This window comes from Streptomyces sp. NBC_00286 (assembly GCF_036173125.1).
GTDB lineage: Bacteria > Actinomycetota > Actinomycetes > Streptomycetales > Streptomycetaceae > Streptomyces.
In genome coordinates, this window is the sequence record NZ_CP108054.1 from 9,531,852 (window position 1) to 9,545,594 (window position 13,743).

General features: G+C 69.7%; 10 protein-coding genes. 4 read left to right on the plus strand and 6 right to left on the minus strand.

All coding sequences use genetic code 11. From position 1 onward, the window contains the following. Window positions 1–6: 6 nt before the first annotated feature. Entirely contained in the window at window positions 7–732 is a 726-nt protein-coding gene (locus OHT21_RS43030) for a leucine-rich repeat domain-containing protein (protein ID WP_328773672.1), read from the minus strand. 199 nt (window positions 733–931) lie between these two features. On the opposite strand from OHT21_RS43030, the gene OHT21_RS43035 reads away from it, so the two are divergent. Continuing rightward, window positions 932–1,429: a hypothetical protein gene (locus tag OHT21_RS43035; RefSeq protein ID WP_328773673.1), complete on the plus strand. Its 498-nt coding sequence runs from the start codon at window positions 932–934 to the stop codon at window positions 1,427–1,429. Window positions 1,430–1,716: 287 nt separating this feature from the next. Further along, a complete protein-coding gene (locus tag OHT21_RS43040; protein WP_328774442.1) occupies window positions 1,717–3,954 on the plus strand; it encodes a glycosyl hydrolase family 95 catalytic domain-containing protein in 2,238 nt (745 codons plus the stop codon). A 241-nt stretch (window positions 3,955–4,195) separates the two neighbouring features. On the opposite strand, the gene OHT21_RS43045 is transcribed toward OHT21_RS43040, so the two are convergent. Continuing rightward, window positions 4,196–5,365 (minus strand): aminoglycoside phosphotransferase family protein, encoded by a 1,170-nt coding sequence (locus tag OHT21_RS43045; protein ID WP_328773674.1) that lies wholly within the window; start codon window positions 5,363–5,365, stop codon window positions 4,196–4,198. A 233-nt stretch (window positions 5,366–5,598) separates the two neighbouring features. Here OHT21_RS43045 and OHT21_RS43050 point away from each other — a divergent pair, with 233 nt between their 5' ends. Further along, window positions 5,599–7,095 carry a DNA-binding protein NsdB gene (locus tag OHT21_RS43050; RefSeq protein ID WP_328773675.1) on the plus strand — a complete coding sequence of 499 codons (1,497 nt, stop codon included), beginning with the start codon at window positions 5,599–5,601 and terminating at the stop codon, window positions 7,093–7,095. Between the two features lie 61 nt (window positions 7,096–7,156). Here the strand turns inward: OHT21_RS43050 and OHT21_RS43055 are convergent, their stop codons facing one another. The 3 genes from OHT21_RS43055 to OHT21_RS43065 form a co-directional block, all read right to left on the minus strand. Next, window positions 7,157–8,590: a PP2C family protein-serine/threonine phosphatase gene (locus tag OHT21_RS43055; RefSeq protein WP_328773676.1), complete on the minus strand. Its 1,434-nt coding sequence runs from the start codon at window positions 8,588–8,590 to the stop codon at window positions 7,157–7,159. A gap of 343 nt (window positions 8,591–8,933) precedes the next feature. Continuing rightward, complete coding sequence (locus OHT21_RS43060) at window positions 8,934–10,541, minus strand: alpha/beta hydrolase (protein ID WP_328773677.1); 1,608 nt, start codon at window positions 10,539–10,541, stop codon at window positions 8,934–8,936. A 129-nt stretch (window positions 10,542–10,670) separates the two neighbouring features. Beyond that, complete coding sequence (locus tag OHT21_RS43065) at window positions 10,671–11,819, minus strand: acyltransferase family protein (protein WP_443050582.1); 1,149 nt, start codon at window positions 11,817–11,819, stop codon at window positions 10,671–10,673. 200 nt (window positions 11,820–12,019) lie between these two features. Here OHT21_RS43065 and OHT21_RS43070 point away from each other — a divergent pair, with 200 nt between their 5' ends. Next, entirely contained in the window at window positions 12,020–12,799 is a 780-nt protein-coding gene (locus OHT21_RS43070) for a GNAT family N-acetyltransferase (protein WP_328773678.1), read from the plus strand. A 24-nt stretch (window positions 12,800–12,823) separates the two neighbouring features. Here the strand turns inward: OHT21_RS43070 and OHT21_RS43075 are convergent, their stop codons facing one another. After that, window positions 12,824–13,705: a GNAT family N-acetyltransferase gene (locus OHT21_RS43075; protein WP_328773679.1), complete on the minus strand. Its 882-nt coding sequence runs from the start codon at window positions 13,703–13,705 to the stop codon at window positions 12,824–12,826. Between the last annotated feature and the right edge of the window lie 38 nt (window positions 13,706–13,743).

Genomic DNA, 13,743 nt, shown 5'->3' on the forward strand with positions numbered 1-13,743 from the left:
GCCACCTCACCACAGCACGACACATCCACTCCCTTCGAGGTCCCGCCGCACTCCGGCCGGGACCTCGACGGCGTTCCATCGCAGGTCCAGCTTTTCCAGCGACGGCAACTCCGCGATCCAGGAAGGCAGTTCGCTGATCCGATTGGCCCGCAGGTCTAGCCGCCGCAACAAGGGCAGCTCGCGCAGCGCTTCGGGCACGGCTGTGAACTCGTTCTCGCGCAGCTCGAGTTCCCGCAGTTCCCGCAGATCGCGTACGGAGTCGGGGAGCGCCGTGAGCTGATTGCCGCGCAGCCACAGCTCGCGCAGCGATGCCAACTCGCCAAGCGAGGCGGGCAGTTCGATGAGCAGGTTGTGCTGGGCGCGCAGCTCCACCAGGCCCGTCATCGATCCCAGGGACTCCGGCAGCGCGGTGAGGCGGTTCTCGCCGGCGTTGAGGTAGGCAAGCCGGGTGAGACGGCCCAACGACTCGGGCAGCGCGGTGAGTTGGTTGTCGTGCAGATAGAGGAAGCGCGTGAGGCCTGTCAGGTCACCCAGCTCGTCGGGGACCTCGGTGAGGCGGTTGTGCCCGAGATCCAGCGTGTGCAGCGTGCTGAGGGTGCCGATTCGGGCGGGCACTTCGGTGAGTGCGTTCTCCGGCAGCAGCAGGACTTCCGGTGCGGGATGCTCCCACACCTCGTCGGGTACGCGATCGAGCCGACCGCGCCAGTAGTCGAGTACACCTTGTCTGATCATGGCCACGGCAACTGTAGCCAGTCTCGCTGCCACTCGCTGGGGGCACGTGCTTCGTTGGGGGGCGCGGGGCTGTGACCGGCCACATCCGGCCCGCAGCGGAGAAGCGACCGGTTTCGGGGGCCAGGGGCGGTGTCCTCAGGCCTCCCCCTCCACCCGAGCGGAGCGTCGTCGCGCCCCGACTTGCACGTACCATGGCGACATGTCCTTCCTCCGCCGCCGCAGTGCTACGCCCGCCGGGCCCGACTTCGATGTTCTGGCCATGGACCCGGGGGACTGGCCGGGCAATCTCGGTGCGGGCCTGCTGCCCGCGCCCGACGGCAGTTGCCAGGGTGTGTTCCTGCGTTACGACCTCTTTGGTGGCCGTGGGCCTGCGATGATCATCGGGAATCTGCCGGAGGGCTCTCCGGCTCGGGACGTCGGCGAGGACGAGATCCCGTTCGAGGTGGCTCAGCTGCTGCTGGCGCTGGAGAACGACGAGGAGGTCACCGTCGTCGGGGCCGAGGACACGCCGGTGATGCAGGGGGACAACCTCCTGATCGTGCGCCGCCTCAAGCTATCCGAGGCGCGGATCTCCTGTGTGCAGTTCGACCGCAGCGACGGCGTCCTGGTGACCATCGCCGCCTGGGACCGGCCCATCACCGACGATCTGTACGCGCTGCTGAAGCCGCTGCCCGCGGAGCTGTTCCAGCAGGGCTGAAATCGACGATCGACGGCCCTCTTGTCCCTCTTGTGCGGGACTTGTCCTAGCGGAGTTGTTCGGGATTCCGCACGCTGCGTCATGACTATTGTCAGCAGGTGATCGGACCTTTAGCGTCCTGAGCCATGTCGCATGAGCTGCATGATTCACGTGAGTCGCATGAGATATCCCGAAGAACCACGTTGAAGACGACAGTTGGCGGGGCGGTCGGTCTGGCTCTGGGCGGGAGCCTCGTCACAGAAGGAGTGGCCGCCGCCGACTCCTCCGATGTATCGCGGCAGGAGCCGATGGGGCTGTGGTACGCCTCTCCGGCCGCCGACTGGGAACGCGAGGCCCTGCCCATCGGCAACGGCGCCCTCGGCGCCACGGTGTTCGGCGCGCTCGCCTCCGAGCGGCTTCAGTTCAACGAGAAGACCCTGTGGACCGGCGGCCCCGGATCGGCCCAGGGTTACGACCATGGCAACTGGCGCGAGGCACGGCCGGGCGCGATCACTGCCATGCAGGACGAGCTCGACGCGAAGACCCGGCTCGACCCGGAGAGCGTTGCCGACAAGCTGGGGCAGCCGCGTGTCGGGTACGGCGCCCATCAGACCTTCGGCGATCTGTACCTCGACATCCCAGACGCGCCGACGGCCACCCCGGACTCGTACCGCCGGGAACTCGACATCTCCAACGCCGTCGCGACGGTCGTCTATACCCACCAACAGGTGCGCCACCAAAGGGAGTTCTTCGCCTCCTACCCAGACGGTGTGATCGTGGGGCGGCTCAGCGCGGACCGCCCCGGCAAGGTCACCTTCACCCTGCGCTACGCCTCGCCCCGCAGCGACTTCACGGTCACCGCGGCGGGCGGGCGGCTCACGGTGCGCGGCGCGCTGAAGGACAACGGGCTGCGCTTCGAGGCCCAGGTCCGGGTACGCAGCGAAGGCGGCACCGTCACCTCGAACGCCGACGGCACGATCACCGTGACGGGGGCCGACAGCGCCTGGTTCGTGCTGGCCGCGGGTACGGACTACGCCGACACGTACCCCGACTACCGCGGCGAGGATCCGCACGCCGCCGTCACCCGGACCATCGACAGGGTCGGCGAGCGCTACCAGTCCCTCGTCGTCCGCCATGTCCGCGACCACCGCGCCCTGTTCAACCGGGTCACCCTGTACATCGGCCAGAGCGTCCCCGCCGATGTGCCCACGAACCGGCTCCTCGCGAACTACACCGGCGGCGCGAACTCCGCGGACCGAGCCCTGGAAGCCCTCTACTTCCAGTACGGCCGCTACCTCCTCATCGCCTCCTCGCGCCCCGGCTCACTGCCGGCCAACCTCCAGGGCGTCTGGAACAACAGCACCTCGCCCCCGTGGTCGGCGGACTACCACACCAACATCAACATCCAGATGAACTACTGGCTCGCCGAGGCCGCGAACCTCGCCGAGACGACAGCCCCGTACGACCGCTTCGTGGAAGCCCTGCGCGCACCGGGGCGCCGTACCGCCAAGGAGATGTTCGGTTCGCGCGGCTGGGTCGTGCACAACGAGACCAACCCGTACGGCTTCACCGGCGTGCATGACTGGGCGACCGCCTTCTGGTTCCCCGAGGCGGCGGCGTGGCTCACGGGGCAGATGTACGAGCACTACCGGTTCGGCGGCTCAACGGACTACCTCCGCAGGACCGCGTACCCGGTGATGAAGGAGGCCGCCGAGTTCTGGCTCGACAATCTGCGCACCGATCCGCGCGACGGCACGCTGGTCGTCACGCCCAGCTACTCGCCCGAGCACGGCGACTTCACGGCCGGCGCCGCCATGTCCCAGCAGATCGTGTACGACCTGCTGACCAACACCCTCGAAGCGGCCGGCATCCTGGGCGACTCGCCCGCCTTCCGCCGGTCCCTCGAGAAGGCACTGGCCGAGGTGGACCCCGGCCTACGTATCGGCTCCTGGGGCCAACTCCAAGAGTGGAAAGCCGACTTGGACGACCCGGATGACGAGCATCGGCATGTCTCGCATCTCTACGCCCTGCACCCCGGGCGGCAGATCGAGCCCGGCACCAAGTGGGCCGACGCCGCGAAGGTCTCGCTCACGGCGCGCGGTGACGGCGGCACCGGCTGGTCCAAGGCCTGGAAGATCAACTTCTGGGCGCGGCTGCGCGACGGCGATCACGCCCACAAGATGCTCGGCGAACAGCTCAAGTTCTCGACCCTGCCGAACCTCTGGGACACCCATCCGCCGTTCCAGATCGACGGCAACTTCGGGGCCACGTCCGGGATGGTCGAGATGCTGCTGCAGAGCCAGTACGACGTGATCGAGGTGCTGCCTGCGCTGCCCGCTACCTGGCCTGACGGCTCGGTCCGCGGTCTGCGCGCTCGTGGCGGCGCCACGGTTGATATCGACTGGGTCGATGGACGTGCGACTCGCGTCGCGTTGGTCGCGTCGCGGACGCGGCGGCTCACTGTCCGCAGTGGGCTCCTGCCGGAGGGGGAGGTTACGTTCAAAGCGGTTGCTGGGCGGCGGTATGTGTGGGGCGAGGAGGGCTGAGCGGCCGCTTGAGTGCAGTTCGACTGCGGGTCTGCTGGTCGCGCAGTTCCCCGCGCCCCTTACGGGGCGCGGGTCGCGCCCGGCGGCAGAACCGCACATGTCACAGCCACGCGCCGCCTACGGGGCCCGATCGTGCACCTTGCTTGAGCAGGTGCGCGCGGCGATTGCTGGGCAAACGGCCACATCTATGACGCAGTCCGCGGTGGCCTGAGCCCAGGCCACCGCGGACTGCGTCCCCCGTTCAGCGCGTGCCCACCGCCGCCCGAACCGCCCTCCGCGCCAGCTGGCAGTCATCGTGCAGCCGCCTCAGCAGCAGCCGCTGCTCCTCTCCGGACGGCACGGCGCCCGGGTGGGCGGGGCCCGGTGGTACCGGGGTCGCCTCGTGCATCGAACGCTGCACGGCCGTCTCGTACGTACGGATCTCACGGGTCAGTACGAGCATCAGGTTCACCAGGAACGCGTCCCGTGCCGCGAGGCCCGCCTGCTGTGCGAGCTGGCTGATCTGGCGGCGGGCAACCGGCGCGTCGCCGAGGACCGACCAGAGTGTCGCCAGGTCGTAGCCCGGCAGGTACCAGCCCGCGTGCTCCCAGTCCACCAGCACTGGACCGGCCGGTGAGATCAGGATGTTCGACAGCAAGGCGTCGCCGTGGCAGAACTGGCCCATCCCCTGGCGCCCCGCCGAGTGCGCGATGCCGTGCACGAGCTTCTGGAGATCGCCCATGTCGCGGTCGGTGAGCAGCCCCAGCTCGTGATACCGGGAGATCCGCGCCGCGTAGTCCAGCGGGGCGTCGAACGTCCCGGCCGGCGGGCGCCACGAGTTGAGCCGGCAGACCGCGCCCAGCGCCGCCCTGATGTCCGCGCGCGGCGGGGCCTCCGCCGGGTGTCGCTGCAGTGCCGCCACCCGCCCGGGCATCCGCTCGATGACCAGTGTGCAGTTGTCCGGATCCGCCGCGATCAGCCGTGGCACCCGCACCGGAGGCCGGTGCCGCACGAACGAGCGGTATGCCGCTATCTCATGGCGGATCCGCTCGGCCCAGACTGGAGACTGGTCCAGTAAACACTTGGCGACGGCGGTGCTGCGCCCTGTCGTTCCGACGAGGAGCACCGCACGGCCGCTGCGGCGCAGCACCTGCACCGGAGCGAACTCCGGACAGATCCGGTGCACCGAGGCGATCGCCGTGCGCAGCTGCGCGCCCTGGGGGCCGGACAAGTCGAGTCTCCCGCTGAGGGGTTGGGTACCGACCCCCGGTACGCGCTGCGTCCGGCCGGCGCCGAGCACGGGTGACCCCTGACGCGCGGGGTCCAGATAAGGGCCGCCGCCCGCCCTCGGCGACTCCCCAGCTCGAGGAGCCTGTGGACGCGGGCGCAGCGACCGGGGCGGGGCGGACACGGAGGACGATGCTGCGTACATGGGTGATACGGATCCCTTCGTGTGCCTGCGAGTTACCGCGCTACCCGCCCCGGCCGCCTCGGTGCACCCTGGGGAATGTCCCTACGGCGACCGGGTCGGGGTGGCGCGTTCCTACCTGACACCCGATGCGCACTGGCACACCATCTGGCGCACCCTGGCGAACCCTGGCGAATAGTCCCGCAGCAACTGACACGGGGTTACTGTCAACTCAGCCGAGAACCTGGGGGCTTGACGTGAGCGGACAACCCAACACCCGTCTGGCGGATCTGTTCGGCCTGGCCGGCTGGTCCAAAGGCGAGCTCGCGCGGTTGGTCAACCGGCAGGCGGCGGCCATGGGCCACCCCCAGCTGGCGACCGACACCTCGCGGGTGCGGCGCTGGATCGACATGGGAGAAATCCCGCGCGATCCCGTTCCGCGGGTGCTGGCAGCGCTGTTCACCGAGCGTCTCGGCCGTGTCGTGACCATCGAGGACCTCGGTCTGGTCCGGCACGGGCGTACGGGGAAACGGCCGGGCGACGGGAGTGCGGAACATCCCGACGGAGTGCCGTGGACGCCCGAGCAGACTGCCGCGGTCCTCACCGAATTCACGGGAATGGACCTCATGCTCAACCGACGCGGCTTGGTGGGCGCGGGCGCCGCGCTCGCCGCAGGATCCGCACTCAGCAGCGCCATGCACGACTGGCTGCACTCCGACCCGGCTCTCTCGGCCGACGCTCCCGTAATCCACGACCCCCTGCACGCCGACCCCGCCGGGTACGACCGCTATGAGGCCGCCCCCATCGGGTCACAGGAGATCGAGGAACTGGAGCGCTCGGTCGAGGTGTTCCGGGCCTGGGACGCGGCCCGCGGCGGCGGGCTGCAACGCAAGGCTGTCGTGGGACAGCTCAACGAAGTGGGCGGCATGCTCGCCTACCGACATCCCGACCATCTCCAGCGGCGCCTGTGGGGCGTCGCCGCCAACCTCGCCGTCCTCGCGGGCTGGATGTCGCACGACGTCGGCCTGGAGCCCACGGCCCAGAAGTACTTCGTCATCGCCGCCCACGCCGCCCGTGAGGGCGGTGACCGGCCCCGCGCCGGCGAGGCGCTCTCCCGCGCCGCACGCCAGATGGTGCACCTGGGGCGGCCCGACGACGCACTCGACCTCATGAAGCTCGCCAAGTCGGGCTCCGGTGACGAGGTGCTGCCGCGCACCAAGGCCATGCTCTACACCATCGAAGCCTGGGCTCAGGCCTCGCTGGGCAAGGGCCAGGCCATGCGGCGCACCCTCGGAGAGGCGGAGGAACTCTTCGTCTCGGACAAGAACGACGTACCGGCGCCGAGTTGGATGCAGCTCTTCGACGAGGCGGACCTGCACGGTATGCAGGCCCTGGCCTACCGGACGCTCGCTGAGCACGAGCCTGCGGCTGCCGCCATCGCACAGCGCCATGCGAAGGAGGCGCTCAAGCTGCGCGAGAAGGGCCGGGACCGGTCGCAGATCTTCGACCACATCTCGCTCGCGTCCGCCTGCTTCATCGCCGACGACCCCGAACAGGCCGACCGGTACGCACGCCTGGCCCTGACCTCGATGGGTTCGAACTCCTCCCATCGCACCTGGGACCGGCTGCGTGAGATGTACCGGCTGACGGGTCAGTACTCCAGCTACCCGAAGATCCAGGAACTGCGTGAGGAGATCAAACTGTCGCTGCCCAAGGGCCTGAACATCCGGGGCGGCAACAGCGCACGGGCATAGGGGGACCGTGCGCGGTGAACTGAACGCATGCTCGGTGAACTGAACACATGTGAACGCGTGGTCAGTTGGCGACCCTGGCGATGAGTACGCAGGCGTCATCCTCGCGTTCCCGCTCGCCGAACTCCTCCACGACCGTCCGTACGCAGTCCTGTGCGGAACGCGCCTCGCCGAAGCGGGGGGCCAGGTCGAGGAGGCGGTCCACTGTCGCGTCACGACTGCGCCCGGGGACCAGTCCATCGGTGTGCAGGAGCAGCAGGTCGCCCGGTTCGAGCGGCTCTTCGGCCTGCCCATAGGCAGCGCCCGAGGTCGCGCCGAGCAGGACACCGTCGGGCGGCGTCAGCGCGCGCCCCGTCCCGTTGCGGAACAGCAGGGGGGCGGGGTGCCCCGCCTGCGCCCACACCAACGCCCGGGTGTCGGGCCGGTAGCGGCAGCACAGTGCGCTGCCCAGGGCCGGCTGGACCGAGGCGTCCAGTAACTGGTTCAGCCAGGCCATGAGTTGGCGAGGTTCGCTGCCCGCCATGGCCATGCCGCGCACCGCGCCGAGGAGCATCGCCATGCCCGAAGTGACGGTGGTGCCATGCCCGGTGAGCTCACCCACGCTCAACATCGTTTCGCCGCCGGGCAGTTCGAGGGCGTCGTACCAGTCGCCGCCGATCAGCGCGCTCGTCGAGGAGGGCAGATAGCGGGCGGCGACATCCAGGGCCGGCGGCCCTTGGTGCGGGAGCCGCAGGGAGCCGCGCCACGGCGGCAGCACAGCTTCCTGCAGCTCGACCGCGAGCCGGTGCTCGGTCTGCGCGATATGCCGTTGGCGTTGCAGCGAGTCACGGGTCTCGCGCACCGTCCTTTGGCTGCGGCGCAGTTCGCTGACGTCCCGCAGCACGGCCCACATCGAGGCGGTGCTGCCGTCGGCTGCGAGCACGGGCTCGCCCATCATGTGCACGGTCCGTACGGTGCCGTCCGGGTGCACGATCCGGAACTCCCCGTCGATCGGCTTGGCGTCGATGAGGCAGTCCGTCACCATCACCGTCAGCTTCGGCCGGTCCTCGTCGAGCACGACGGACGGCAGTTCGTCGAGGGTGAGTGCGGGGGCGGCGGGGTCGCGGCCGAGGATCTGGTAGAGCTCGCCGGACCAGCTCGCCTCGTCGGTCAGCAGGTTCCACTCGGCGCTGCCGACCCGGCTGAGCAGTGAGCCGTGCCGAGAAGGGGTCGGCACGGTCCGTACGACGGGAGCCGTCGTGTCGGGTGTCGCGGGCACCGGCGGCGGGCCGTCCCGCAACTGCGCCAAGTGCTCGTCCAGATCGTTCAGTTGGTGCAGCGCGAGATCGTACAGCGCGCGCTGCCAGCGCCCTTCGGGGTCCGTGTCGTCCTGCTGTGCGTCACGTCGCACGGCGTCCACGTCGCCGCGCAGCCGACGCGTCTGCGAGATCAGCGCGTCGACCGAGCCGCGTGGGGGCGGCTGGGCGGCTGGGTGGTCCGCCGAGAGATGGGACGGCATGACGTACTCCGATACAGGCCCGGTACGACCAAGGCTGAGGGAAGGACCGTTACGACTCTTGCACAGCCCGCGACGCGCTGTAAGGGATTTGGCAAGACGCGATGCACTGGTGCCTGTGGCATATGCCTACGTCCTCCCGGAGTGCCCGACTCGTGCGGATGGATTAGTCGCGGGAGTGAGTAAATCGTAGACAGGATAGGCGAGTTGGTGGAGTTGTGGCGGCGCCCGCGGACTCTTTCATTCGCGTGTTCGACGAGCGCATATGCGAGCGTCGATGCCGTGCCTCGGGCCGTGAGAGTGGGGCATATGTACGGGGCCTGCCGCGGCCCGCAGCTGACCGCGTTCAGGACGGCGGTCGCTCCTCGGCCCCGCAGGAGCTTCCGGCGTCCGCGAGCGAGCCGTACAGCAGGAAGTCGTCGACCTTCTCGTGCACGCACTTCGACGAACCGTATCCCGTGTGGCCCTCGCCCTTGTTGTCGAGCACCACGGCCGACGGGCCGAGCCGCTTCGCGGTCTCCACGGTCCAGCGGTACGGGGTCGCCGGGTCGCCGCGGGTGCCGACGAGGAGCATCTTCGGGGTGTCGACGTCGCGTACGTCCTCGCGGATGAAGTCGGTGCCCTTGGGGCGGCCGTAGCACATGAGCATCTGGGTGAGCCGGTAGCGGCCGAAGACCGGTGAGGCCTCCTCGTACTCGGCGCGCAGCCGGTCGAGGTTCCTGGTGATGCGGGCGGCGGTGGGGCGGTCGGGATCGTCCGCGCAGTTGATGGCTATGAGCGCGGACTGGAGGTTGTCCATGGGGATGTCCGCCTCGTCGACGAGCCCGCCGTTGCGGGCCGCCGCGATGCCGCCGCCGGTGAACCGCAGGAGCCCCCGCGGGTCGCCGTCCTCGATCAGCGATCTGAGCGCCTGCGAGAGCGCCGGCCACAACTCCTTGCTGTAGAGGGCCTGTCCGAGGGCGCCCGCGAGGTCCTGGCCGGAGAAGGGGGTGCCGAACTCCGTGGGCAGGGGGTTCTCGTCCAGCGAGCGGACCAGGTCGACCATGTGCTCCCTGGCCGTGCGCGGATCCTGGCCGAACGCGCAGCTGATGTCGTCGGTGCACCAGGTGAGGAAGTCGTCCAGCGCGGTCTGCAGTCCTTCGGTGTTGGCGAGGGCCTGCTCACTGAGCGGCTCGGTGAGGGTGTCCACGCCGTCGAGCGCCAAGCGGCCGGTCCGGTCCGGGAACTGGGCCGCGTAGACAGCGCCCAGCCGCGTCCCGTACGAGAATCCGAGATAGTTGAGCTTCTTGTCGCCGAGGGCATCGCGCATGATGTCCAGGTCCCGGGAGACGTTGACCGTGCCGATGTGCGGCAGCACGGGCCCGGAATGCTTCTCGCAGGCGTCGGCGGACTTCCTGAGCAGCTTCAGCGCGGCTTGCGGATTGTCGCTGTCCGGTTGGGGGCTCTCGGTGGGGCCGTCCGTTGGATCCGGTGGCGGGGCCATGCCGTCACCACAGCTGACCGGTGAGCTTCTGCCGACGCCGCGCGGGTCGAAGGTCACCACGTCGTAGCCGTTCGTCAGGCCCATGAAGTCGTCGCCGCCTGCGGTGAGTTCACTGACTCCCGAGGCGCCGGGGCCGCCGAAGTTCAGCAGTACGGAGCCCCTGGAATCGCCCGTCGCCCTGAAGCGGGCCATGGCTATGTCGAGCGTTTCGCCGTCCGGTTTCGCGTAGTCGAGCGGAACGGTCACCTTGCCGCACTGCAGATCCTCGGGCACTCCCATCCCGGCGTCCTCGCACTTGGCCCAGTCGATCTTCTGGTCGTAGAAGCGGGACAGCTCGGGCTGATCGGGCCGGTCGGCCGCGGTCACCGTCCGCACCCCGGCTCCCAGCAGAGCCTGTGGCGGCAACGCGGCTCCCAGTAGGACCAGCGTCACAGCGCCGGCGAAAGCGCAGCGGTGGTGCGTGAACAGCATGGGAAGCCTCCAGGGACGCCCCGGTCCAGGACCGGGGATTCCCCCTGGCTCACGATAAGGGCCCACCTGCGACCACGCCTCTGGGCGAGCGTGACGTACGCAGGGCGCTTATCCTCCGCATCGAAGCGCTCAGCGCGTCGGCGCCGAGGCCTCTGTGACCTCTGTGGGTGCTGTGGCCTTTGTGGCCTTCTCTTTGGTGTCTCTCGGTTCGCCGAAGGCCCATGCCATCCGTGGCTCGACGACGAAGCGGAAGACGGCGCGAACCGGACCCGAGCACAGGAACGTGATGAGAGCGACGGCGGCCACCGTGACCGCCAGCTCGCCGAGCGGGGAATGCAGCCACGGGCGGTCGTACCAGTCGAAGAAGCGGGACGACTTGATGACGAAGCCGTGCAGCAGGTAGCCGTACATCGTGCCCGCGCCCAGCGCCGTGAACCACATGTGCCGCCTGGGCACCCAGGCCAGGAAGCAGACGGTCAGCACCAGTGCCAGGGCGAGCAGCGCCGGCGTGGTGATCAGGCCCGCCCAGTGGGGCACACCCTGGCTGGCGACGCTGCTGCGGTGGTAGAACCACTTGGCGTCGAACCAGGGCGCCACCGCGTACGCCGCCCCGCACGCGGCCACGCCCACCGGCAGCGCCATCAGCCGTACGCGCCGCGTACGAATCCGCTCGAAGTGCTCGGCGCGGAGCGTGAGGCCGAGCACGAAGAAGGGCAGGAACTGCAGGGTCCGCTGGATCGAGATGTCCCCGCCGAGATCCGGTGAGACCGAGGCGAACACGGCGAGCCCCACCGCGATCGGCACCGGACGACGCAGCGCCAGCCATACGGGAGTGGTCAGCCGCCAGATGAACAGCGCGACCAGGAACCACATCACATACCAGGGATCCAGCAGGCTGAACGGATAGGTCCAGTCGTCCTGCGCCCAGCGGTAGAAGATCGTGTACGCGCACTCGAAGACCAGGTACGGCACGACGACACCCGTCAGCAACCTGCGCACCCGGCCCGGCGCCATGTCGAAACTCCGCGAGAAGTAGCCGGAGATCAGCGCGAACGCGGGCATGTGGAACGCGTAGACCATCAGGTACGCCGCTGTCGCGAACCTGCCGCTGTGCGTCAGCGGCTCCCAGGCGTGACCGCAGCACACCAGCACGATGGTGAGGTACTTCGCGTTGTCGAAGTACGGGTCCCGACGGGCCTGCGGAGGCTTGTCCGGCGTTCTGGTCGGCGGCTCCGACACCGCCACGGGTGCGGGGGCCGACAAGTCCTGCGCCACCATGTCTCCAAGCCTCGACTACGTGAAACTGATTCCTCCCGCCCGCCACTGTCACATACGGCGCGGTCGTGCGAGACGTTCACATCCGGCTCGGCAGGCACGGGTGGCTGAAACCGTGGGCCCTGGCCCGCCCGTTCGAAGCGGCCTCGGAAGTCGCACGTAATTCCGTTGCCCGGCCGGCCCCAGCGTGGTGTCGTGCCGGTATGGATCATGCGGAGGTACTGGCCTTGTTCGACCGTGACATGCGCGAAGGCGCGCGGCCCGACGGCCCGGGAGCCGTGGTGGAGCGCGCCGAATCAGTCGTACGGCAGGTCGGCGCCGAGCAGGGCTGGAACGGCATCCTCTGGTCTCGACTCGAAGCAGCCGACGTGGACGCGGCGATCACCGAGCAGGTGCGGTATTTCACAGGCCTCGGCCGCGGGTTCGAGTGGAAGCTGTACGGGCACGACCGGCCGGCGGACCTGGGCGGGCGGCTGTGCGCGGCCGGGTTCACCCCCGAGCCGGAGGAGACGCTGATGATCGCCGAGTGCGGCGAGCTCCGCCTCGACGCCGAGCCGCCGGAGGGCATCGAACTCCGCCCCGTCACCGACCGCGCGGGCGTCGACCTCATGGTGGACGTACACGAGCAGGCCTTCGGCACGGACAGCTCCCTGCTCCGCCACCAGCTGCTGGCCCAGCTCGACGCGGACCTGGACACGGTCGTCGCCGTCGTCGCCCTCGCCGGAGACGTACCGGTGAGCTCGGCCCGCATGGAACTCACGCCGGGCGCCCGGTTCGCGGGCCTGTGGGGCGGCGGCACCGTCCCGGCTTGGCGTGGCCGTGGCATCTACCGCACCCTCGTCGCCCACCGGGCGCGCATCGCCGCCGACCGCGGCTACCGCTACCTCCAGGTCGACGCCTCCGACCAGAGCCGCCCCATCCTCGGACGACTCGGCTTCGTACCGCTGACCACGACGACGCCGTACGTGTACGACCCGCGCTGAACACGGTGACAGACGGGAGGCGCCTCACAGATCGAGCCGGCACTCCACGGCCTTGTGTGTGGGCAGATAGCCGAGGGTGTCGTTGACGCGGCGCATGGGCGTGTTGCTGTCCGCCGTGTCGGTGAGCAGTCCGCCGAGCTCCGGGTGCCGTCGGCGGGCCAGGCGGATCGACTGGGCCTTCATCCAGCGGGCGAGGCCGTGTCCGCGGTGCTCGGGGAGTACGGCGGTTCCGTAGTGCTGGCCGTCGCCCCGCCCGTCGCCGGGCACGACCAGCTCGGAGAAACCGACCACCGCACCGTCTCGTGTGTCCACCGCGGCCACGGTGTGCAGCAGATCGCCGCGCTTGCCGATCGCCTCCGCCGCCGACACCACGCGGTCCACGTCCCACACCACCGTGCCGTAGTCGGTGCCCTCCATCGGCATGTCGTCCATGGCCCGCCGCGAATCGGCGTACGTCCGCGCCAGTTCGGGCGGCACGGTGCCCTCCCACTCGATCAACCGGTAGTCGTCATGCGCCTGTTCGGCGATCGCGTCGATCCGGCTGAGGTCGGCGTGGGCCAGCGGCAGCCGGGCGTACGTCAGCGTCAGCACCCGGCGGAAGCCGCGCGCCGACAGGAACAGATCCCCTGGCGAGCCCTCCTCGGCCTGTGCGAGAACCGACCGCCGCCCCTCGCTGCGCGCCGCCGCGACGGCCGCGTCCAGCAGAGCGCTGCCCACGCCCCGGCGCCGCTCGGCCCGGTGCACGGTGACTTCGAGCTCAGCGAGATGCCGCTGCCCCTCCTTCAGGAAGAGCCGCAGAAAGGCGGACCCGACTGGTACCCCCTCATCGTCGGCCGCGAGCCAGGCCGGCCGCCGGCTGGACGGGGTGGGTTCGGGGTCGGTGAGCGCGGTGATGCGAGGCGGCACGGGGTCTCCGTCACTGTGGCCTACGGGGGGGGTGAAGT